The organism is Haloechinothrix salitolerans (genome assembly GCF_042662605.1).
Lineage (GTDB): Bacteria > Actinomycetota > Actinomycetes > Mycobacteriales > Pseudonocardiaceae > Haloechinothrix_A > Haloechinothrix_A salitolerans.
In genome coordinates this window covers 3,984,486-4,004,978 of sequence record NZ_JBHSXX010000001.1, presented here as the reverse complement: position 1 = coordinate 4,004,978, position 20,493 = coordinate 3,984,486, and the positions used below count along the sequence as shown (strand labels likewise).

Annotated in this window: 21 protein-coding genes; 11 read left to right on the top strand and 10 right to left on the bottom strand. The window is 68.2% G+C overall.

What is annotated here, in order from left to right; translation table 11 throughout:
• Positions 1 to 8: 8 nt before the first annotated feature.
• Positions 9 to 2,012 carry a M48 family metallopeptidase gene (locus tag ACFQGD_RS18990; RefSeq protein ID WP_345402816.1) on the top strand — a complete coding sequence of 668 codons (2,004 nt, stop codon included), beginning with the start codon at positions 9 to 11 and terminating at the stop codon, positions 2,010 to 2,012.
• A 25-nt stretch (positions 2,013 to 2,037) separates the two neighbouring features.
• Here the strand turns inward: ACFQGD_RS18990 and ACFQGD_RS18985 are convergent, their stop codons facing one another.
• From ACFQGD_RS18985 to ACFQGD_RS18970, 4 genes are all read right to left on the bottom strand, one after another.
• Entirely contained in the window at positions 2,038 to 2,757 is a 720-nt protein-coding gene (locus ACFQGD_RS18985) for a hypothetical protein (RefSeq protein ID WP_345402819.1), read from the bottom strand.
• Positions 2,745 to 3,341: a TetR family transcriptional regulator gene (locus ACFQGD_RS18980; RefSeq protein ID WP_345402821.1), complete on the bottom strand. Its 597-nt coding sequence runs from the start codon at positions 3,339 to 3,341 to the stop codon at positions 2,745 to 2,747. The genes ACFQGD_RS18985 and ACFQGD_RS18980 overlap by 13 nt, the downstream gene beginning before the upstream one ends.
• A complete protein-coding gene (locus ACFQGD_RS18975) occupies positions 3,334 to 4,392 on the bottom strand; it encodes an NAD(P)H-dependent amine dehydrogenase family protein (RefSeq protein ID WP_345402823.1) in 1,059 nt (352 codons plus the stop codon). Before ACFQGD_RS18975 ends, ACFQGD_RS18980 begins: the two co-directional genes overlap by 8 nt.
• An 88-nt stretch (positions 4,393 to 4,480) precedes the next feature.
• On the bottom strand, positions 4,481 to 5,650 hold the full coding sequence (locus tag ACFQGD_RS18970; protein WP_345402826.1) for a tyrosine-type recombinase/integrase: 1,170 nt from the start codon (positions 5,648 to 5,650) through the stop codon (positions 4,481 to 4,483).
• 94 nt (positions 5,651 to 5,744) lie between these two features.
• Here ACFQGD_RS18970 and ACFQGD_RS18965 point away from each other — a divergent pair, with 94 nt between their 5' ends.
• Complete coding sequence (locus ACFQGD_RS18965) at positions 5,745 to 6,959, top strand: coiled-coil domain-containing protein (protein WP_345402829.1); 1,215 nt, start codon at positions 5,745 to 5,747, stop codon at positions 6,957 to 6,959.
• On the opposite strand, the gene ACFQGD_RS18960 is transcribed toward ACFQGD_RS18965, so the two are convergent.
• The 3 genes from ACFQGD_RS18960 to ACFQGD_RS18950 are packed head-to-tail and all read right to left on the bottom strand — an operon-like array spanning position 6,956 to position 8,931.
• Positions 6,956 to 7,390, bottom strand: coding sequence for a DUF5990 family protein (locus ACFQGD_RS18960; RefSeq protein WP_345402832.1), 435 nt, complete (start codon positions 7,388 to 7,390; stop codon positions 6,956 to 6,958). The two genes, ACFQGD_RS18965 and ACFQGD_RS18960, sit on opposite strands and share 4 nt — an antisense overlap.
• Positions 7,391 to 7,414: 24 nt before the next feature.
• On the bottom strand, positions 7,415 to 8,326 hold the full coding sequence (locus ACFQGD_RS18955; RefSeq protein ID WP_345402834.1) for an SDR family oxidoreductase: 912 nt from the start codon (positions 8,324 to 8,326) through the stop codon (positions 7,415 to 7,417).
• The gene (locus ACFQGD_RS18950) at positions 8,323 to 8,931 is read right to left on the bottom strand and encodes a TetR/AcrR family transcriptional regulator (RefSeq protein WP_345402836.1); all 609 of its coding nucleotides are present in this window, start codon (positions 8,929 to 8,931) and stop codon (positions 8,323 to 8,325) included. Before ACFQGD_RS18950 ends, ACFQGD_RS18955 begins: the two co-directional genes overlap by 4 nt.
• Before the next feature lie 229 nt (positions 8,932 to 9,160).
• Here ACFQGD_RS18950 and ACFQGD_RS18945 point away from each other — a divergent pair, with 229 nt between their 5' ends.
• Positions 9,161 to 9,430: a DUF433 domain-containing protein gene (locus tag ACFQGD_RS18945; RefSeq protein WP_345402838.1), complete on the top strand. Its 270-nt coding sequence runs from the start codon at positions 9,161 to 9,163 to the stop codon at positions 9,428 to 9,430.
• A complete protein-coding gene (locus tag ACFQGD_RS18940; RefSeq protein ID WP_345402841.1) occupies positions 9,427 to 9,795 on the top strand; it encodes a DUF5615 family PIN-like protein in 369 nt (122 codons plus the stop codon). The genes ACFQGD_RS18945 and ACFQGD_RS18940 overlap by 4 nt, the downstream gene beginning before the upstream one ends.
• Positions 9,796 to 9,807: 12 nt before the next feature.
• Here ACFQGD_RS18940 and ACFQGD_RS18935 read toward each other — a convergent pair whose 3' ends face one another.
• Positions 9,808 to 11,508 carry a bifunctional diguanylate cyclase/phosphodiesterase gene (locus ACFQGD_RS18935; protein ID WP_345402844.1) on the bottom strand — a complete coding sequence of 567 codons (1,701 nt, stop codon included), beginning with the start codon at positions 11,506 to 11,508 and terminating at the stop codon, positions 9,808 to 9,810.
• A 215-nt stretch (positions 11,509 to 11,723) separates the two neighbouring features.
• Between ACFQGD_RS18935 and ACFQGD_RS18930 the strand changes: the two genes are divergently transcribed.
• The 6 genes from ACFQGD_RS18930 (at position 11,724) to ACFQGD_RS18905 (ending at position 16,895) form a co-directional block, all read left to right on the top strand.
• A complete protein-coding gene (locus ACFQGD_RS18930) occupies positions 11,724 to 13,208 on the top strand; it encodes a deoxyguanosinetriphosphate triphosphohydrolase family protein (protein WP_345402969.1) in 1,485 nt (494 codons plus the stop codon).
• Positions 13,205 to 13,873, top strand: a complete 669-nt coding sequence (locus ACFQGD_RS18925) for an acVLRF1 family peptidyl-tRNA hydrolase (RefSeq protein ID WP_345402847.1) — start codon at positions 13,205 to 13,207, stop codon at positions 13,871 to 13,873. The genes ACFQGD_RS18930 and ACFQGD_RS18925 overlap by 4 nt, the downstream gene beginning before the upstream one ends.
• Before the next feature lie 122 nt (positions 13,874 to 13,995).
• A complete protein-coding gene (locus ACFQGD_RS18920) occupies positions 13,996 to 14,223 on the top strand; it encodes a type II toxin-antitoxin system Phd/YefM family antitoxin (RefSeq protein ID WP_345402850.1) in 228 nt (75 codons plus the stop codon).
• On the top strand, positions 14,223 to 14,636 hold the full coding sequence (locus tag ACFQGD_RS18915; RefSeq protein ID WP_345402853.1) for a type II toxin-antitoxin system VapC family toxin: 414 nt from the start codon (positions 14,223 to 14,225) through the stop codon (positions 14,634 to 14,636). The genes ACFQGD_RS18920 and ACFQGD_RS18915 overlap by 1 nt, the downstream gene beginning before the upstream one ends.
• A gap of 168 nt (positions 14,637 to 14,804) precedes the next feature.
• Positions 14,805 to 16,433 (top strand): ABC-F family ATP-binding cassette domain-containing protein, encoded by a 1,629-nt coding sequence (locus ACFQGD_RS18910; protein WP_345402857.1) that lies wholly within the window; start codon positions 14,805 to 14,807, stop codon positions 16,431 to 16,433.
• Between the two features lie 252 nt (positions 16,434 to 16,685).
• Positions 16,686 to 16,895 carry a helix-turn-helix domain-containing protein gene (locus ACFQGD_RS18905; RefSeq protein ID WP_345402860.1) on the top strand — a complete coding sequence of 70 codons (210 nt, stop codon included), beginning with the start codon at positions 16,686 to 16,688 and terminating at the stop codon, positions 16,893 to 16,895.
• A 6-nt stretch (positions 16,896 to 16,901) separates the two neighbouring features.
• Here the strand turns inward: ACFQGD_RS18905 and ACFQGD_RS18900 are convergent, their stop codons facing one another.
• Both ACFQGD_RS18900 and ACFQGD_RS18895 read right to left on the bottom strand, forming a co-directional pair.
• The gene (locus tag ACFQGD_RS18900) at positions 16,902 to 18,209 is read right to left on the bottom strand and encodes a glycosyltransferase 87 family protein (protein WP_345402863.1); all 1,308 of its coding nucleotides are present in this window, start codon (positions 18,207 to 18,209) and stop codon (positions 16,902 to 16,904) included.
• A 78-nt stretch (positions 18,210 to 18,287) separates the two neighbouring features.
• Positions 18,288 to 18,506, bottom strand: a complete 219-nt coding sequence (locus ACFQGD_RS18895; RefSeq protein WP_345402866.1) for a hypothetical protein — start codon at positions 18,504 to 18,506, stop codon at positions 18,288 to 18,290.
• A 73-nt stretch (positions 18,507 to 18,579) separates the two neighbouring features.
• Here ACFQGD_RS18895 and ACFQGD_RS18890 point away from each other — a divergent pair, with 73 nt between their 5' ends.
• Entirely contained in the window at positions 18,580 to 20,472 is a 1,893-nt protein-coding gene (locus ACFQGD_RS18890) for an ABC transporter ATP-binding protein (protein ID WP_345402869.1), read from the top strand.
• Positions 20,473 to 20,493: the final 21 nt, after the last annotated feature.

The following is a 20,493-nucleotide window of genomic DNA, read 5'->3' as shown; positions in this document are numbered from 1 at the left end:
CCGAGGCCATGAATTTCTTCGAGCGCCAGGACCAGGTGCGCAAGGTGTCGGCGCGCCTGGTGTTCCTGTTCGTCATCGCCGTCGTCGGCATCATCGTCGTCATCGACGCCGCCGCGTTCTTCCTGCTCGGCCTGTACGAGCAGGGTGTGGGCAACGCGATCAACGCGCTGATCTGGATCACGCTGCTGGTGTTGCTGGTGATCGTGGGGACATCGTTCTTCCGGATGCTGAGCCTGCGCAACGGCGGTGGCGGCAAGGTCGCACGATCGCTCGGCGGGGTGTACGTCCCGGAGGACACCATGGACCCGCAACTGCGTCGGCTGCGCAACGTCGTCGAGGAGATCGCGATCGCGTCCGGCACCCCGGTGCCGGAGCTGTACGTGCTGCCACACGAACAGGGCATTAACGCGTTCGCGGCGGGCTGGTCCCCGGCTGACGCCGCCGTCGCCGTGACACGCGGGACGCTGGAACGGTTGAACCGTGACGAGCTACAAGGCGTCATCGCGCACGAGTTCAGCCACGTCGTCAACGGTGACATGCGGCTCAACATCCGGCTGATGGGAGTGCTGTTCGGCATCCTCGCGCTCGCCGTCGTCGGTCGGATCGCGTTGTACGCCGGTCGCGGTCGGAATGGATTGCCGATCGTCGTGATCGGCCTGTTCGCGATCATCGCTGGCTACATCGGGCTGTTCTGCGGCCGATTGATCAAGGCGGCGGTGTCACGGCAGCGGGAGTACTTGGCGGACGCGTCCGCCGTGCAGTTCACCCGGCAGACCGAAGGTATCGCTGGCGCGCTGAAGAAGATCGGCGGGCTGGATGCCGGGTCGCGGCTACGAAGCGGCAAAGCCGACGACGTCAGCCACATGTTGTTCGGTGAAGGCATGCGGTTCTCGTCGTTGTTCGCCACCCACCCGCCGCTGCCGAAACGTATCCAGCAGCTCGACCCGAGCTTCGACCCTGACGAGTTGCAGGCGCTGCGGCAGCGTTGGTCGTCACGGCCGCCGAACGGCATGGCCGAGGACGCCGCTCTCGGGCTAACCGAGGACGGGATGGCTGCTCCGTCTGGGGCGACGCGTGAGGCACCGGCCGCGCCACCGCCACCCACGCCGTCGGAACGGGCACCGGACGCCGTGCCGCCCACGCCGCAACGCGTTCCCGTCAACCCGGAGGGCGTGGTCGCCGGGATCGGTGATCCGTCGTCCGGGTCGTACGAACAGGGCCAGCAGCTGCTGCGTCGGATTCCCGCCGAGCTGCGGGACAGGGCACGCCGTGTCGACACGGTCGTGCAGCTGGTGTACGGCCTGCTCATCGCGAGCGACGACGAGGCACGGCAGCACCAGCAGGCCGCATTGACCAGCCGCTACGGGGAGGCGTTCGCGGACGCCGTCGCCGCCGAGGCCGCGACGCTGCGTGGGCTCGACCCGGAACTGCGGCTGCCGCTGGCTGAGCTGGCATTCTCCGCGCTGCGCAGGCGCGATCCGCGGGAACTGAACCAGGTCATGACCACGGTTGGGGAGCTGGTGCGCGCCGATGGTCGGGTCGACGTCTTCGAGTACTGCCTCTCGACGTTGCTACACACCGAGCTCTACGAGGTGCTGCATCATCGCCCGCCGTGGGGCGAGCGCAGGCAGCGGCTTGGTGACAAGACCACCGCGCACGCAGTGGCGCGGCTGTTCGCGCTCTTCGCTCGCATCGGCAGCGACGATCCTGCCGCTGGGCAGGCGGCCTACGACGCGGGCATGGGCCGGGTACTGCCCGGAGCGTCGATTCCATTCGCGGTGCCACGCGAAGGTCTCATCGCGCTGGACGCGGGGTGGGCGCTGCTCGACGGGGTGCACGGCCAGGAAAAGGCCCGCCTTGTCGAAGGCCTGGTGCTGGTCATCAGCCACGACGGCGTGATGACGGTGGCCGAGCTGGAACTCCTGCGCACCGTCTGCGCGCTGCTCCACGCGCCATTGCCGCCGATCGCGACGGCGGCGCGGCCGACAGGGCCTGTTTCCGGCCAGCCGTAACGGGGCTGTGGGGTGGGGTGCGTACTTATCGAAGGAACCCGTAAGAATCGGTGTTGATCAGGATGATGCTGGCGACCACGCCCCATGCCGGTGCGAAGATCCACAGGCTGTTGGTCCCGCCGATGAAGATCGCGAGGTCGCGTTTGGTGTGCCCGACGTGTTCCTTGTTGAAGAAGTAGGCCACGTAATAGAGGACCGTGCCGTAGAACATCATCCAGAAGATGACCAGGCCCATGATCCCCAACGTGCGCGCCGGCATGATGTCGAAGGTGAGGCCGTAGATGAACAGTAGCGACGGGATCAGCGTTACGTACCCGTTGCCGGAGTCGACCCAGAACCCGAACGACTTCCGGTTGGCATAGGCAGGATCGAACAGCGAGTACGACGACCAGACCTGCGCCCAGGTACTGGGCCGCACGATCTCGCGGAGTCGGATGGGGGCGGTGAAGAAGTCGATCACCCGGTCGAGTTCGCGTCCGCGGTAGTCCGCGACGAACCGCTTGTGCTGGCGCTCGATCAGGGAGATGCGTAGATTCAGCGAGATCTCCCACAGTGCGATCATCACGTTGATCCAGGTGAACGTCACCAGGATGAGCTGCCCGACGTTCGGGCCATATCGCGCGATATGCGAGGCGATGGGTACCGCCGCGCCGACCACGACGAACGCGGCGACCACCATCCAGACACGAAGAATACCGGCGCCGCGTACAGGGGGTGTCGCCGTGGACTCGGTTACTTCCAACATTGGGTTCGGGCTCCTTCTAGAGCTTGTTCGGTGAGTTGATGCAAGGTGGGGCCACGGGGATCGTCGTCTTCGAGCCAGCGCAGGAAGGCGAACTCGGCGGCGGCGAGCATCGTGTGGACAAGAAGGCCGGGCCCGAGGTCCTCGTCGGGTCGCGCGCCCATCCGGTCGCCGAGGAGCTTGGTCAGTTGCGCGCGCTCGAACGGGCCGATCATCGCGGCTCGGTCGAGTACATGCGGTGCTGCCCGAACCGCGGCGCGCCAGTTTTCCAGCGCCTCCTCCTCGGCGATGAATGCTCGGCTCCACCGCAGGCTCGCCTGGCACAGCGCTTCTTCGGCCGACTCGCCGCGAGGCCGTGCCCGCAGGTTGTCGACGATGACCGCGCCGGCGCGGCGAAGCGTGCCCAACAGCAGGTCTTCTTTGCTGGTCACATACCGGAAGTAGGTGCTGTGCCCGATACCCGCGGCCGCCGCGATTTCCTCGGTGGTCACCGCGTCGAAACCGCGCTCGGCGAACAGTCGCAACGCCGCCCGTTGAATGTCTTGACGGATCAGTGCCTTCTGCCGGTCCCGCAACGATTCAGCCACGTGCGGCCTCCAGGTCTGGATGTGCGCGCCCGGCGACGACGGGCAGGTCCAGGCTGGACTTGATCCCGGGTGCGGCCGCGCAGACGTACGGGATCGAGTTGACGCAGTGGTTCGCGGTCGCCACGATGCCGGGATTGCGTTTCAGCCCTTCCGCGATGGTCGCGGGCTGCCAACCCCGAATGGTCACGAAGGTGTCGGGGTCTCCCTTGATCTCGATCTCGTAGCGTTCCCCCTCGGGGCCGAACTCCCAGGCAGGCTCCAGGTTCTGCTCTCCCATCAGCCAGTTGACGGCGATCCGGACGACCGGCTGATCGCCGACCATCGCCTCCCACCCGAAGCGCTGCCCCGCGACCTGGCCCGGCTCGATGATCCCCAACGGCGACTCGATGGGCGCGGTCGCCACGGCGATCTCGTGGGAGGTCTGGATCGGGGCGTCGGCGAATCCGAGCGTGTCCAGACACATCCGCACCGACTGGCTGAACCCACCGGTCAGCAGACCGAGCATCGGGGAATCGCGCGCCTGCTCGGGGGTGCCGCCGAAGCCCATCACCTCCCGCAGCACCTCGGGGGCGTCGTAGCCGCGCATGTCGGAGAACTCCTCGGCCCGCACGAACGTCACCTTCGACGACATCGCCGAGAGCACCAGCGGATGCAGATCGGTCGTCCCACCGGGATTGATGCCGGTGCCGTGCAACGTGACGCCGCCGTCGACGCACGCCCGAGCCAGTTCGGCATCACGTTCGCTCGGATAGAACCAGCCGACCGGGGTGACCACGTTCTTGCCGGATCGCAGGATGCGCGCCACCTCATCCGCATTCGGGATTAGCGGGGCATACACCACCACGTCCGCGTCCAACGCCAGGATGTCCTCGACGTCGTCGGATGCGGTGACACCCACCTGCTGCGTGCCGAGGATGGCACCGACGTCCTTGCCGCGCTTGGCCTTGGAGTGGACATAGCAACCGACCAGCTCCAGCTCGGGATGAGCCTGGACGGCTTCGATCGCAGCCTTGCCGACTCCGCCGGTAGCCCACTGGACAACCCGCAGCATGAACTCTCCTCGAAGATAGAGACTCTTAATATGAGAGAGTCTCTCTCGAGGAGGTGAGGTCTCGCAACCTTAGGGCGGCGGGTTCGTGCTATCCGTCGCTGTCGCCCTGCCGGTGACGGGCGTCGCCGAGCAGCTGCGCCAGTGCGTGCACCGGCGACGTCTCCAGCTTGTGCCGGTGCGCGTCGTAGTGGTCGCGGGTGGTGCGGATATCGGCGTGGCCGAGCAGGTCCTGCACCTTCTGCACGGGGACGTCGTTGGCGAGCAGCAGCGTGCCGGTGGTGCGCCGCGCGGTGTGCGGGCTGATCGAGTCCGCACCGGAGATGCCCGCCGCTTGCGCCTGGGTCCGCAGCAGATGCCAGATGTGGCGCTGCGTCAACGGCTTGCCACCTGGTTTGGCCGAGTCGTACGGGTGTGGTGACGTCGCCAGCAGCGGACCGGTGAGCCCGTCCGCACCGACGCCAAGCCGAGCGGCACGATGCCGCAGGTAGTTGCTGAGCGGGTGCAGCGCCGCGGGGGCAAGCGGCACTAGATCGCGGTGCCCGCCCTTGGCGAGATAGCGCAGGATGGTGTGGCCCGCATCGGTGTCCAAGTCCTCGATACGCGCCGTCGTGATCGCCGAGACGCGCACGCCTGTGTAGAACAGCAGCGCCACAACGGCCGCGTCGCGCCAGGACGCCTCGGTGTCGTTGCGTGCGGCGCGCTGCTCGACGTGGTTGAGCAGCCGCGCGGCGGCCGAGCCGTCTAACGCGGGCAGCGGTGACGTTCTGCCACGCTTTGGTCGCGACACCGCGGCGACCGGGTTGCGCTCGGTGACGTCGTTGGACTGTAGGTAGCGGTACCAACTGGACACTCCGGCGAGCGTGCGGGAGATCGTCGACGCGGACGCGGGCCGGGGCACGCCGTCCTTGCCGGTGACGGTGAGCCCGTTCTTCCAGGCATCGACATCGGCTCGTCGTGCTTGCAGCGGATCGAGCCCGGTGCGGTCGCACCACGACAGCCATGCCGCGAGATCGGCGTAGTACGCCCGGCGAGTGTGTTCGGTTTTGTCTGTTTCCAGCCACAGCACGGTGATCTGCCGGATGCCGTAGCGGTCGAGGGGATCGGCGGGCGGTAGCGCCGGCAGTAGTTCCACGGCGGCGGTGATCGCGTGCCGGAGCCCCGTCCGCGTGCTCGCGGAGAGGTCCGGGACGCGGTTGGTATCGCGTGCGAGGTCGAATGAGCGACCGGGGGAGCCCCCTGCTTCCAAATGCTCGGTCATAACTGGCATTATCACCAAGTAAAATAACGCAAAGATTTAGCAGTATCGCGTGTCGCGATACGAAAACACGATTGCGTACGCGAAACTAGAAGGCATGACGATGGGCGAAAATCTGGACACGGAGCAGGGAAACGAGCCGGAGGCGGGCGCTGAGCGCGATGTGGAGCACGGTGGAACCACCGATGACGTGGGTGACCGCGAAGATGGCGTTGACAGCGGCGACGAGAGCACAACTATCGAGCACACGGCTGACGAGCCGCCCGCGCTCTGCGCTCTGGATGGCTGTGACAACCCGTTGCCGCCGCGACCGGTAGATCAGCACGGCCGACGCAAGGGTGGTCGGCCATCGTCGTACTGCTGCAAGTCACACGCGGATGCGGCGTCACGTGCGCGGCGGGTGGCTCAGGCGGCGGCGGTCATCGACCCATTGTCGGACCTGCGGCAGGCGAGCGAGTCGCTCAGCGCGGTGACAACGCCAGTGGTTGAGGCGATTACGGCGCTGCAGGAGCGGTTCTCGGCTGCTGAGGAGGGCGCGATCGCGCAGGTGCGTAGGGCCGAGGAGGAGGCTGGGGCGGCACGCAGCGAGGCAGAGGACGCTGTCGCGCGGGCCGAGCGGAGCGACCGCGCGCGGAACGCGGCACTGGTTCAGGCGCGGGAGGACAGGCAGGCGCGCGAGAAAGCCGAGAAGGCGGCGGTGACCGCGACGGCGGAGGCCGAGGCGGTCACGAAGCAGGCGTGGGAGAAAGTCGCCGAGCACGAACGCGCGGCAGGTGCGGCCGACGCCGCGAGAGTCGTCGCGGAGAACGCGCGGGACGAACTCGCGGCGACGCTGCGGTCCGCGCGGGCGGAACTGGACGCTCTGCGCGAAGAACGGGAGGCGCTCCGGCGGGAACGGGACGAGGCGCGCACCGAGCTGGAGGAGCAGCGGTCCGAAGTGGCGCTGTTGTCGGAACGGCTGTCATCCGCCCGCGCGCAGCAAGCCGCCGCGGAGAACGCGGCCGAGCACGCCAGGAAGGAGGTCGCGCGCACCCAGGATCAGGCGGCAGAGTTGGTCGAGGAGGCGCGACGGCAGCGGGCGGACAGGGACGACGCCCTGAACCGGTTGGCGGAGGAGCACGCCGCCCGCCGTGTCGCCGAACAGACAGCCGAGGCGGCGCAGGCCACGGTGGAATCACTGCGCACAGCACTGGCCGAGGCTAACGCCAGGGTGGACACCCTGCTCGGCTCACAGCGATCACCGAACGACATCACGCACGAATCGGCGGAGCCGGAAAACGTTGCGGTGTCAACGGAGCGAGCGGAAGGCTAACCCGCGGCCAGGATCAATGCTGGCTGCCGAAGCCGAGCACAGCGTGGGCCGCCGCGCTCATCGGTCAGGTCGACCGTGGCGATGATTCGTTGCTCGGAATGCGTTGGGTGAACGAGAGGGTTCAGATCGGCGAGCATGAGCTTGGCGCGGCGGAACATCGTGAAGCTGCCGTCGGTGTTGAGGTTGCCCCATGTCAGGTAGACGAACCGATCGTGCCTGCGGCCCTGCACCGCCGGGCCACGGAAATCGATACCCTCGTCGCCCTGGACGACGTCGATCTCGACGGTCCATACCGTGCCAGGGGAGTCGCCGGGAACGAGATCGCTCGGCTCACGTCCCAGTTGGACCCCGACATGAACGTTGTCGCACGGTTCACCGTCGATATGCCAGGAGCGGCCGGGAAAGTGTTGTCCCCGAATTTCCAGCAGCATGGCGCCATGCTTCCATGTCGGCCGTTACAACGCCTGCCCAAGCGGTCCGTACTCCGTCGCCAGCGCGTCGTCCCAGTGCGCACCCCAGTCTGGCTGTGTGCCGTCGGCGTCGGTGAACCCGTATTCCCGGTACAGCTCCCAGGTGGCCAACGCGCGTCCGGTCTTGCGCAGGACGTCGGGGTCGGCGGCGAGCGCGGCGACCGCGCGGCCCAGGTAGGTCGGCATCTCCGAGTAGGCGAAGTGGGGGTCCTTCGCCGCGCCGTCACGCCATGTCGCTTCGGTGACGCCGAAGTGATCCAGCATCGCCTCGGACCGCAGAAAACCCGGCGTCACCGCGACGGCAGCGACGCCGTGCGGCCGTAGTTCCTCGGCCTGTGCGACGGCGAGGCGGATCACCGACGACTTCGCGAGGTCGTAGAAGACCGAGCCGCGATACCGGTCGGTGTTGCCGTCGGTGACCTCAACGACAAGGCCACTGCCTCGCGCGATGAGCAGCGGCAGCGCGAAGCGGCTGGTGATCACGTGTGTCTCCACCGCTTGCCGCAGCAGCCGCAGCCCGGTGTCGAGGTCTTGCTCCCACAGCGGGTGTTCCCAGTCGGTGAGCGGATCGCCGCCCCACACCGAGTTGACCAGGACGTCGAGCCGCCCGTCCTGCTCGGCCGCGATCTGCTCGACCAGCGCGCGGACCTCGTCCGGCTGGCTGTGATCGGTACGGACGGCGATACCCAGGCCGCCAGCGGCCGTGACGCGCTCCGCCGTGTCCTCGATGGTCTCCGGTCGGTCCATAGGGGACCGCCCGGACGCGCTGCTGCGGCCGGTGACGTACACCGTCGCGCCCGCGGCGCCGAGCTCGACGGCGATGCCCCGCCCGCCGCCTCGGGTGCCGCCCGCGACCAGCGCGACCTTGCCGGTGAGCGGGTGCGTGTCGCTGTTCATGTCGCCTCCTGGCTGGTTGGTGAGAGGTGCGGCGCCAGGACGTCGTCAAGCTGCTGCGCCAGGCGGTGCGGCAACGTGCCCTCGCGGTCGAGTGCCCAGGTGAGCCCGGCGCCGGCGATGACCGACCGCACGATTCTGGTCAGCGTCTCGACGTTCGTGTCAGGCGTGAGCTCCCCGTCGGCTACGGCCTCGGCCAGCAGCGTTCGGATCGCTTCGCCCTGGGCTTCGTGGATCGCCAGCGCGTGCTGGTGGAACTCCGGGTCCGTGAGGTCGACGCAGAGGAACGCGAGGTGGTTCGCGAACGCTTCCGGCGTCACCATCGGGGCCAGCTGGTCCACCGCCATTGCCGTGAGCGCCGCGAGCGCGGAGCCGTGTTCCGCCCGCGCCCGTTTGGGCAGCGTCCGCGCGTCCTGCGCGGACTGCTCGGCCAGCGTCAGCAGCAGCCCGCGTTTCGAGCCGAACCGCTGCACCAGCGTGCCTGGCACCATCCCGACCTCGCGCGCCACCGCCGCCAGGGTGAGTTTGGCTGGACCGACCTGGCCGATCACCTCGGCCGTCGCGCGCAGGATCACCGCGTCGTCGACCCCTCGGGGACGTCCTGCCACCGCACCTCCCATTAATAAATGAACGTACATTTAATAATAGGGCAGTGGCGGCACATGCGCAATAAGCGCAACAAGCACAGGGAACACCCGACGAGATCGGCCTCGACGTTGGTGGCCATGAGGGACAGCAGCCGCCAGGTAGCGGTGAGGACGATCAGGTCGCGGGCTAGGAGAGTTGCGTGGTCTGTTCGACACGTGCAACCGGTTCGTGAGGCTTATCGCTGCTACGATGGCGAAGCGGTGTCTATCGCTGCCAGGAGGAACTGTGGTACTCGATCGCATCACCACGCAGCCAGGGGTAATGGGGGGGCAGCCCTGCATCCGTGGCATGCGATTCCCCGTGAAGACCATCGTTCGCATGGTTGCCCAAGGCATGTCTGCTGAACAGATCCTCGCCGAGCATCCCGACCTGGAAGCGGAGGACATCCGGCAGGCACTCGAGTTCGCGGCCGCGTCCCTTGATGCGGACAGCTACCTTCCGCTGCGCCATTCGGCATGAGATTTCTGCTCGACGCGAATCTGTCGCCGCTCATCGCTGCCTGCCTGACTGAGGCGGGACATGACACGAAGCATGTTCGTGACGTTGACCTCCGGCGCGCGAGTGATGAGCAGATCATGGACTTCGCGGCTGAGCATGGCTTCGTGATCGTGTCGCAGGACACCGACTTCACCAACCTGCTGCACTATCGGAAAGCCTCGGGGCCGTCACTTGTTCTGCTCCGAAACCTGCCAGAGGTAACGGCGGCGCAGGTCAGTTCTCTCATTCTGGGGAACCTCGATCAGTTCGAAGCCGCACTCGTCAAGGGAGCTGTGGTGTCGATCGTGGGCGACCGAATTCGAGTTCGCCGCCTGCCGTTTCAGTGAGCGCCCACGGCCTTACGCCGCGCCCGGCGCCGCCCGGCCGCGCAAGACGTCGACGTGCTCCACACCCGGCCTGCCGAGCACCCAGCTCGTGCCGCCGATCGACTTCGCGCGCTGCTTCAGTCGCGCCAGCTCACGCGACACCTCCTGATAGGAGGTCACCGTGCCAGGCGCGCAGGTAAGCCCCGCGAGCGTTACGTTGACCGCCATGCCTTCCACCGTCCATGGGGTGTCGAGCAGCGTGGGCGCGAGGGTGCCGATCTCGTCCATGTCGGCGGTGATGAGGAAGTCGTCCCCGCCGACATGGCTGACGGTCATCTTGGGCAGCTGTCCCGCGAGATCGGTCAGCGTCTCGCCGAGGGAGCGGATCAGCTCGTCTCCGGCCGCGTAGCCGACCTGCACGTTGACCTGCTTGAACTCGTCGATGTCCAGCGACGCCGCGATGAACGGCTCCCCGGCGACGATGCGCCGTTCGACGTCTTTCGCGATGGTGGCGCTGCTGGGCAGACCGGTGATGGGGTGCAGCGAGGCGGCTTCCTCCACTTTGGCCTCCGCGACGCCGCGCACCACCTCCGCCACCCGCACGATGCCGAGGCACACGCCGTCCCTACCGATGACGACGATGTCGTCGTGCATCCGGTTCGCCTCGGCCGCGGCCACGACGTCGAGCAAGTCGAGCGCTCCGGCGCCCGCTGGCACGGTGTGCGGGGTGTCGGCGAAGGTCGCCGCAGGCTTGTTCGCGTGCAGCGCGTGCCCGTAGCGACCGGACAGCGCCAGCAGGAACCGGCTCCTGTCCACCGTCCACTCCGGACGTCCATACTCGTCGAGTCCCACCAGCGCCTGCGGCTCGTCGTCCGCGGCCAGGGCGTTGCGGGCGTCGTCGCAGGTGGCGTCGGCGGGCAGCGTCACGGCGGGCCGCACGAAGTCCGCCACGGTGGGAATCCCGAACGACGACAGCGCGGCATTGTCCTGCCGCGCGCCGCTCAACGCCGTGCGCACCGTGAGCGATCCGGCGTCGGCGTCCAGTAGCGGTCCTTGCAGGATGCGGAGCCCGGCGTCGCGGGCGGCGGCGAACTCGTCCTCGGTGTGGACTCCGGTCGCGGCCAGCCGCGCTCCGGTGTGTGAGGCGACGTGCAGCAGCGAGTGTACGAGCGCGGTCGACGTCGTCCCGCCAGGTAGCGCGCGCACGATGGAGCGGTCCAGCTTGAGGACGTCGACCGGCGCGGCGGTGAGCACCGTAAGCGGCAGGTCGCCGGAGCCAAGGCCGTCGAAGGCGACCTGAAGTCCCAGCTCACGCAGCCACGAGACGGCCGTGATCAGCCGGTTGGGGTCAGCTTGGGCGAACGGCGGGCCGAGTTCGATGACGACCTGGCTTGTGCGGCGGCCCGCCCGCTCGAGCGCGTCGAGCAGCGGATGCAGCGACACTTGATCGGCGGCCATCGAGACCGCCAAAAGGTTGACGTGCAGCGGCAGCAGTGTCGGTGTCTCCGCCTCCTGCTCGACCGCGGCGGCCGCGAGCGCGACGTCGGTCTCGACGAGACGTCCCTGATCACCGGCGTGGCGCAGGATCTCTCGCGGCGTCGGTCCCGACGTCCCGGCGAGCGCTTCGACGGCTACGGCGTCGCCGGTGTGCAGGCTGTAGAGCGGCTGAAACGCGAACCGCACGGAGTCGGAGAAGCCAGCCACGGCGCCGATGCTGCCGCAGGACGTCGTCACCCGACAGTGATGTCAACGTATATTCACGCCGCACATCCGGGTGTTCACCTCGACGACACCGCGTGGCCACTTGGCGTGGGCGGTCACGTCCGTGCGCCGCTTGGTGTGCCGATTACGGTGGATGTGTGAACGACGACCGAAGAGTCAGACAGACAACAACGGCCAACACCGACCGGGCGACGCGCCGCGACGGAACCGCGACCCCGCCGATCGGCGTGGCCAGCGACTTTCGCATCGACCGGGACCGGGTCGCGGTCTCGCCGTTCTTCGCTCGATTGGGTGGAGTCACTCAGGTGGTCAGCGGTACCGATGCGGGCGTGCTGCACAACCGGCTGACCCATAGCCTCAAGGTCGCGCAGGTCGCGCGCGCCGTCGCGGAGCGCATCAACGCGTCGGCCGAGTACGGCGCGCTCGCCGAGAAGCTGGGCGGCTGCGACCCCGAGGTCGCCGAAGCCGCGGCACTCGGCCACGACCTGGGCCACCCGCCGTTCGGCCACCTCGGTGAGCAAGTGCTGGACTACATCGCCCGCGACCGGTTTGGCCTGGCAGACGGTTTCGAGGGCAATGCGCAGAGCTTCCGCATCCTCACTACCACGGACGTGCGCGGGCCCTCCGGCGTCGGGCTCGATCTGACCGCCGCCGTGCGGGCGGCCGTGCTCAAGTACCCGTGGGCGCGCTCGCGCTACCCGCGGCCGCACCCGTCCACCATGGATGTTCCGCCGCGTGGCGCCGCCGAGTCTGCTGAGGCACCCGGGTGGGGGTCAAGCAAGTTCTCCGCGTACGTCACCGAACTGGACGACCTCGACCAGGCGCGGGCTCCCTTCGCGGACGCGATCGAGCCGTGGCAGCAGACGATCGAGGCGTCGGTCATGGACACCGCGGACGACATCGCCTACGCCATCCACGACCTGCAGGACTTTCACCGGATTGGCGTGCTGCAGCACGCGTCGGTGTCGCCGGAGCTGAGTGTGTGGCTGACGGCGTCCCGCGAGCTGGCGCACCTGGACGACGCCACGCTGGCCACGCACTCACGGCGCCCTGGCTATTCCCTGGAGCAGCTACGGCGGCGGATGCATGCCAAGGATGCGGCGATGGTCGATGACGATGCCTTCCGCGCGGCGGTCACCACGGTGCGCACCGAGCTGGTCGACGGGCTGCTCGCGCAGGTCTTCGACGGTTCGGTCGAGTCGGAGCAGGCGCTCGCGGACTTCTCGGCGCGATGGACGTCCCGGCTGGTCGACGGCGTCGCCGTCACCGACTCGCCGTCCACCCGTTCCGGGCATGTGACGTTGCGCCCCCAGCAGTGGCATGAAGTGCAGGTCCTCAAATTCGTGCACCGCCGGTTCGTGCTGCTGCGACCCGACCTGGCGCTGCACCAGCGCGGCCAGGCGTCGCTGATCACGAACCTGGTCGGCGAGCTGGATGCCTGGCTCAGCGACGCGCGGGAGTCGTCGCGCATCCCGCGCAGGCTCCACGACCTGGTCGAACTGGCGCACGCGGAGTACGCCGCACTCGCCAAGGACCGTCCCGAACTGCTTGTCGCGCCGGACGGCACGGCGGCACCGGACGTGGCGTCGCTCGCCAAGGGGCGCGCGATCGTGGACTTCGTGGCATCGCTGACCGACAAGCAGGGAGCGACATTGCTGGACGCGCTCGCGGGCCGGGTCAGTGCGCCCTGGTCGGATTCGTTCGTGCTGTGAGGGTTCGCGAGGTCGCGGGCGGCGGGCGTGCCGTCGAGGTGCCGCCGGAACGACTGGCGCGGTGGTTCGCCGGGTTCGAGCGGCGCAACGGCCCGGCCGAACGCACCGTGCTTGGCCCCACGGAGGTCGTGATTACGGCGGCCAATGGCACCACTGCCACGGCGGCGGTGCCGTTCCCGCCGCTGGACGTCTCCGGCGAGCGTGCTGGTCTCGACGTCGATGCCCTGGTCCGGCACGCACAGGTCGAGCGCCGGATCGGGCTGGTGCTGGTCCGGCTAGGGGCGCACAGCATCGGCATCGCCGAGGGGGAGCGGGTGGTCACGTCCCGCACGGATCGGCATCTGGTGCACGGCCGCACGGCGAAGGGCGGCTGGTCGCAGCAACGGTTCGCCCGACGGCGCGGGAACCAGGCGCGGCAGGCAATCGACCGCGCCGCTCGCGACGTCTCCGACGTCCTTGGTCCCGAGGCGACGTCGTTGGACGTCGTCGTGTGCGGGGGCGACAAGGCGGCGTTGGACGACCTGCTCACTGACTCCCGGCTGCCGCGTGCGCTCACCGAGCGGGTGGTGCCGTGGGTGCTCGACGTCGCCGAACCCCGGAAGTTGGTGCTGGAGGACGCCGCGCGCCGAGCGCGTGCGGTGGAGATCGTCGTGCGTGACGCCTAACCGATGTCGGTCCAGCGACCGCGCACCCCGGGACGTCGAAGGTGAGTCATTCTGGTCGCGATCGCAACCGCAATGACTCACACCTCACCAGCACACGGCGTGCGATGTAGGTGCCGATCGGTGTGCTGGCCAGGGTTAAGCGTGGTGACACCGTCGACGTGACCGAGCGAGGCACCGTTATCGCACGGTTGGTACCCGCGCAGCCCGCCCCGATGGCGGACCTCATCGCGTCAGGCGCCCTGCGACCGGCGACGGCGACTGGTCCGATCCCTCGTCCAACTGGTCCGATCCGCACCGAGAGCCAGGCGGGTGATCTGCTTCGCGAGATGCGTGACGACGAACGGTTCTGATGATCTACCTCGACACGGCCGCGCTGGTGAAGCTCGTTCGGCGCGAGCCGGAAAGTGACGCTCTTGCCGACTGGCTCGACGAAGCCACCGACACCTCCCTGGTGTCGTCCGCGTTGTGCGAAGTCGAGTTGCCGAGAGCGTTACGGCGAACGGAGCCAGAGTTGCTTGCCGGGGTGCCCGCATTGCTGGCCCACATCGGTCGCTACGCGATTGATGACGTGGTCCGTTCGACAGCCGCGAGCTACACGGACCAGCACTTGCGCACAGTGGACGCGATCCATTTGGCCACCGCACATGGCGTCTTCGGACCCGCACGCATCACGGCATTCGTCACGTATGACCGCACGTTACTCGCGAGCGCCGCACGATGGGGTTTGAGTACAGCGAGCCCTGGTCAAGAGCCGTCGGAATGAGCCACGTCACCGGGCCACAAATCACTCGACACCGACCCGTACACTGGGTTCCGTGGTCGTTCGATTGGAATAGCTGACTAACGGCGTCCCGCACGCTCCCCGGAACCGGGTCCGAGCGCGGGACGCACGCATGTCCTGCCCTTTCACGACCACGTTCGGAGTTCTTAGGTGATTTCCGCTTCCGGCCTTGAGCTGCGCGCCGGGTCCCGCATCCTGTTGTCCGACACCGCGCTGCGCGTCCAGCCCGGCGATCGGATCGGCCTCGTCGGCAGGAACGGCGCTGGCAAGACGACGACGTTGAAGGTGCTCGCCGGGGAGGGCGAACCCTACGCGGGGGAGTTGCGCCGCAGTAGCGCGCTCGGCTACCTGCCGCAGGATCCGCGCGAGGGTGACCTGTCGGTGACCGCCAAGGACCGCGTTCTCTCGGCGCGCGGCCTCGATCAGATCGCCCGCGATATGGAGAAGGTGCAGCTCGCGATGGCCGAGCTGGCCGACGACGCGGAGCGGGATAAGGCGGTGCGCCGTTACGGCAAGCTGGAGGAGCGTTTCGCCTCGCTCGGCGGATACGCGGCAGAGAGCGAAGCCGCCCGGATCTGCACCAATCTGGGTCTTGAGGACCGCGTGCTCGGGCAGCCGCTGCGCACACTCTCCGGTGGGCAGCGCAGGCGCGTCGAGTTGTCGCGGATCCTGTTCGCCGCGTCCGAGGCCGGGGCGAGCGGCAAGTCCAACCGCATCCTGCTGCTGGACGAGCCAACCAACCACCTCGACGCCGACTCGATCTCCTGGCTGCGCGGTTTCCTCAAGCAGCACGCGGGCGGCCTCGTTGTGATCAGCCACGACGTCGAGTTGCTGGACGAGGTCGTCAACAAGGTCTGGTTCCTGGACGCGACGCGCGCCGAACTGGATGTCTACAACATGAACTGGCGACGCTACCAGGACGCGCGTGCCACCGACGAGAAGCGGCGCAGGCGCGAACGTGCGAACGCCGAGAAGAAGGCGTCGGCACTGCAAGCGCAGGCGGCGAAGCTCGGCGCGAAGGCGACCAAGGCGGTGGCGGCGAAGAACATGGCGCGCCGCGCGGACGAGATGTTGGCGAATCTGGACGAGACTCGTCAGGCGGACAAGGTAGCCAAGATCAGCTTCCCGGCGCCCGCGTCGTGCGGGAAGACGCCGCTGACGGCGTCCGGGCTGTCGAAGTCCTACGGTTCACTGGAGATCTTCACCGGCGTCGACCTGGCCATCGACCGGGGTTCGAAGGTGGTCGTGCTCGGTCTCAACGGCGCTGGCAAGACGACGTTGCTGCGGCTGCTCGGCGGCATGGAACAGCCGGACACCGGCGAGCGCGTGCTCGGCCACGGGCTTCGGCTGGGCTACTACGCGCAGGAGCACGAGACGCTGGACCACGATCGCTCGGTGTGGGAGAACATCCGCGGCCTCGCGCCCGACACCGGCGAGCAGGAGCTGCGCACGCTGCTTGGGACGTTCCTGTTCACCGGGGAACAGCTGGACCAACCGGCCGGGACACTCTCCGGTGGTGAGAAGACCCGGCTGGCGCTCGCGGGACTGGTCTCGAGCGCGGCCAACGTGCTGTTGCTGGACGAGCCGACCAACAACCTCGATCCGGCCAGCCGCGAGCAGGTGCTCGACGCGCTCCGCAGCTACACCGGCGCGGTCGTCCTCGTGACCCACGACCCGGGCGCGGTGGAAGCGCTGGAACCCGAGCGGGTGATCTTGTTGCCGGATGGTACCGAGGATCACTGGTCGGACGAGTACCTGGAACTGGTCCAGCTCGCCTGAGTCGCGTGCCCTAGCTGTCCCGCGAATGGGGTACCGCTGGCGTCAACGGGATGGAGATGTTCCGCGTCCCATCGTGGGGCCGATCGCATACCGGCAGGTAGCCGCCACTGAGCGCGTTCGAGATTAGGCCGTACGTGGTGCGTTAGCCGCTATTTGCGTTCCCGTCTGGCGTTAAGCCGCGCAGTGTTCGATCATTGCGGCTAGAAGGGGCCTCTTCTGGCCCAGAACACTCCGGCGGGAGGCGTGACAACCGTGGCTGATCTGAAGAAAGGCGCGCGCATCACCGGTAACACGCGCGAGAAGTTGGCGTCTGACCTGAAGAAGAAGTACGAGAAGGGTGCGAGCATCCGTGCCCTCGCCGAGTCGACAGGGCGGTCTTACGGTTTCGTGCACCGTGTGCTGTGCGAGTCCGGCGTACAGTTGCGCGGCCGTGGCGGGGCTACCACGCGAAAGAAAAAGTAGTCGCACTTACCCGGCGCGTGGACGGGTGTGGTGCGGCGCCGTGGTCGGCTGCCCACGGAAGCACAGCCACGCGCCGAGCAGCACCAACGGATAGACGAGGTAGCCCCACCTCGTTGCCGGTGTCAGCAGGGTGGCGGCACCGAGACCGACGGCGATTCGCAGGGCCGCGTCGGAGGCGATCATCGGAGGTCGCAGCACGAGCCATCCCGTGATCGCGACGGCCGCGACGCCGAGCAGCGTAAGCGCTAGCGCATGCCCCAGCGGTCCCGTGCTCGCGAGCAGATGTCCCGGCAGCGGGCTGGCGGCGGGTGAGGCGACCTCGGCCGCGCCCAACGGGAACCGGAGGACGTTCTCGACGAACGCCCGTGGTTCCGTTGCCAGGAACGGCACGGTCACGGCCGCGCCCGTGATGAACAGCGCGCCGGCGAACGCCGCTGTCACACGGGCACCGTACCGGACCACCAGCAGAATGAGCAGCACCAGGATCGCTGGTGCCGCCGTGAGTTTCGCGCTCACCACGAGTGCCAGCGTCAGCCCGGACGTGATCGGGTTGCCGCGCGCCGCCAGCGCGATCGCCACCAGCAGCAGCCCGAGCACCGCGAGGTCGGGTCCGGCGGCGGCGAAGGTGAGCGCGGTCGCGGGGGAGACCAGGGCCAGCTGCGCTGCCCCGATCGGCACCGACGGCCTGCCAAGCAGCCGCCACGCCAGCAGCGCGCCCGCCGCCGCGACCAGTGCGAACCCGATTCTGGAGTCGGTGAGCGCCAGCGCCGCGGCGTTGTCTGCGCCGAGTTCGGTCACCAGCGCTCTCGGCAGGCCGAACAGGGCCATCACCGGGCCGTACGGGGTGTAGTCGTCGACCACCGGTTGCCGGTCGAGCGCCGCGACGTCGAGATACGGGCTACCGTCACGCAACAGCAACAGCGCCGATCGCTCGATCACCCACACCTCGGGCTGCGCCCCCCACGCCGCGGGGTTGTCGCTCCAGTCGCCGCCCCCGAGCCGGCGAAGCACGAGGTGTGCCAGTGGCGCGAGGAGGCCGAGCACCGTCGCTAACGCCACCGAGACCCACCGCGAGTGGAACCACTGGCGGGGCACGGTGGCGCGGTGTGCGTACCCCACAAGGACGACGGCGTGGACGGTGGCGAGCCCGTAGCCAACCGCCGCGTAGCCGCCCCAGATACGGTGGGTCGCGAACTCCGAGGCGAGCGCGGTGATCACCGCGAACCCAGTGAAGCCCACGTAGACGGCGAGATCGAGCCAGCGCGCGCGAACCGCGGCGTGGCGGTGCGCCTGCCGCTCTGCCGTGTCCGTCACGCCGCACCCCACTTTTGTCCGCTCGGCCCGCGCTCCGCAGCCTACTGCCGTGTCGGTGTGCGACACGGCAGTAGGTTGTCAGGTGCGGTGATCGCGGTTTCGGAGCGGGACCTTGTTCGTAAGGTCTCGCAACACATCCGGCGTGTACGAGAACGGTGCCCGCGCCGCCCGACGCAGTTGGACGTCGCGGTCTTCTCGGCGACGGTTGCGCTGCCTGTCGGTCCCGGCGTGCATGATGGAGGACGCCGTAGCGACGAGATCGGGAATGAACATCTGGATCTCGACGTTACGCTGCACGGACGGCGCGCGATCTTGGAGTTAGGTCAAGGTTTGCCGCGCGGGCGATGGCGACGACGAGGAGCTGATCGGCGTGGACAACGCGTGGATGTTGATGCGGGGCAGTATGCGCAGCGCGGACGCGCCTCGAAGTCTCCGGCCAGGCACCGTGAGCAGGATCGTGACGTTCGCGCGACCCCACTGGCGCAGGCTGATCGTCTTCTTGCTGCTCACCGTGATCTCCGCCGTGCTCGCCGTGAGCACCCCGCTGCTCGCGGGTCGCGTCGTTGACACCATCGTCAGCGGTGAGGACGCCAGTATCGTCGTCCTCCTCGCGCTCGCTATCGCGGGCATCGCCATCGCGGACGCCGGGATCGGGCTCGCCGAAAGGTGGCAGTCCGCCCATATCGGTGAGGGGCTGATCTACGACCTGCGTCGCGCCGTGTTCGAACACGTCCAGCGCATGCCGATCGCGTTCTTCAACCGCACTCGCACTGGCGCACTGGTGAGCAGGCTCAACAACGACGTCATAGGCGCGCAGCGCACCTTCACCGCGACGCTCTCCGGGTTTGTCACCAACATCATCCAGCTCGCACTGTCCCTTGTGGTCATGATGACGTTGTCGTGGCAGGTGACCCTGTGCGCGCTCGTGCTGCTGCCGATCTTCGTGCTGCCCGCGAGGCGGATTGGCCGCAAGATGGCTGACCTGCAACGTGACGCCGCGACACACAACGCCACGATGACCACCCAGATGACGGAGCGGTTCTCCGCACCGGGTGCGACGCTGGTGAAACTCTTCGGGCGACCGGTGGCCGAGGCGGACGAGTTCGGCGAGCGCGCGGGCAAAGTCCGTGACATCGGTATCCGCACCGCGATGCTCACTCGCTGGTTCTTGACCAGCCTGACGCTGGTGTCCTCACTCGCGCTCGCGCTGGTGTACGGCCTCGGCGGCTGGCTGGCGATCGGCGGCGACCTGCGAGCGGGCACCGTCGTCTCGCTCGCGCTGCTGCTCACCCGGCTCTACACGCCGCTGACCGCGCTGGCCAACGTTCGCGTGGACGTGATGACCGCGCTGGTGTCGTTCGAGCGGATCTTCGAGGTGCTCGACGTCAAGCCACGCATCACAGAGAAGCCCGATGCCACGTCGCTGCCGGACGGTCCCGTATCGGTCGAGTTCGAGAACGTGCGGTTCTCCTACCCGTCGGCGGAAGAGGTCTCGCTCGCATCGCTGGAGGAAGTCGCCACACTCGACACCCGGGGCGGCGAGGAGGTACTGCACGGCGTTGACCTGCACGCGGCGGCCGGGCAGATGGTCGCGCTGGTCGGCTCGTCCGGCGCGGGCAAGTCCACCATCGCCTCGTTAGTGCCGCGACTCTACGACGTCGACAGCGGGTCGGTTCGCCTCGGTGGGATCGACGTGCGGGATCTGCGTTTCGACACGCTGCGGCAGACAGTCGGCGTCGTTACCCAGGACGGCCATCTGTTCCACGACACGATCCGCGCCAACCTGGCCTATGCCCGGCCGGAGGCCAGCGACAAGGAGATCTGGAGCGCGCTGCGCAGGGCGCGGCTCGACGATCTGGTGCTGTCGCTGGCGGACGGGCTCGACACCGTCGTCGGCGAGCGCGGTTACCGGCTCTCCGGCGGCGAGCGGCAGCGGCTCACGATCGCTCGGCTGCTGCTGGCGCGGCCGAGGGTCGTCGTGCTGGACGAAGCCACCGCGCATCTGGATTCCGAGTCGGAGACGGCGGTGAGTGCCGCATTGGCCGATGCGCTCGATGGCAGGACGTCGATCGTCATCGCCCACCGGCTCTCCACGGTGCGGGCCGCCGATCAGATCCTCGTGGTCGAGGACGGCACGATTGTCGAACGCGGGACGCATGAGGAACTGCTCGGGGCATCCGGCCGCTACGCTGAGTTGTATCGGACTCAGTTCGCCACCGATGGTCCGAAGAATGACGAAGCGTTGGACTCGGTGGCGTCGTGACGACCCGCCGTGCCACCGGGC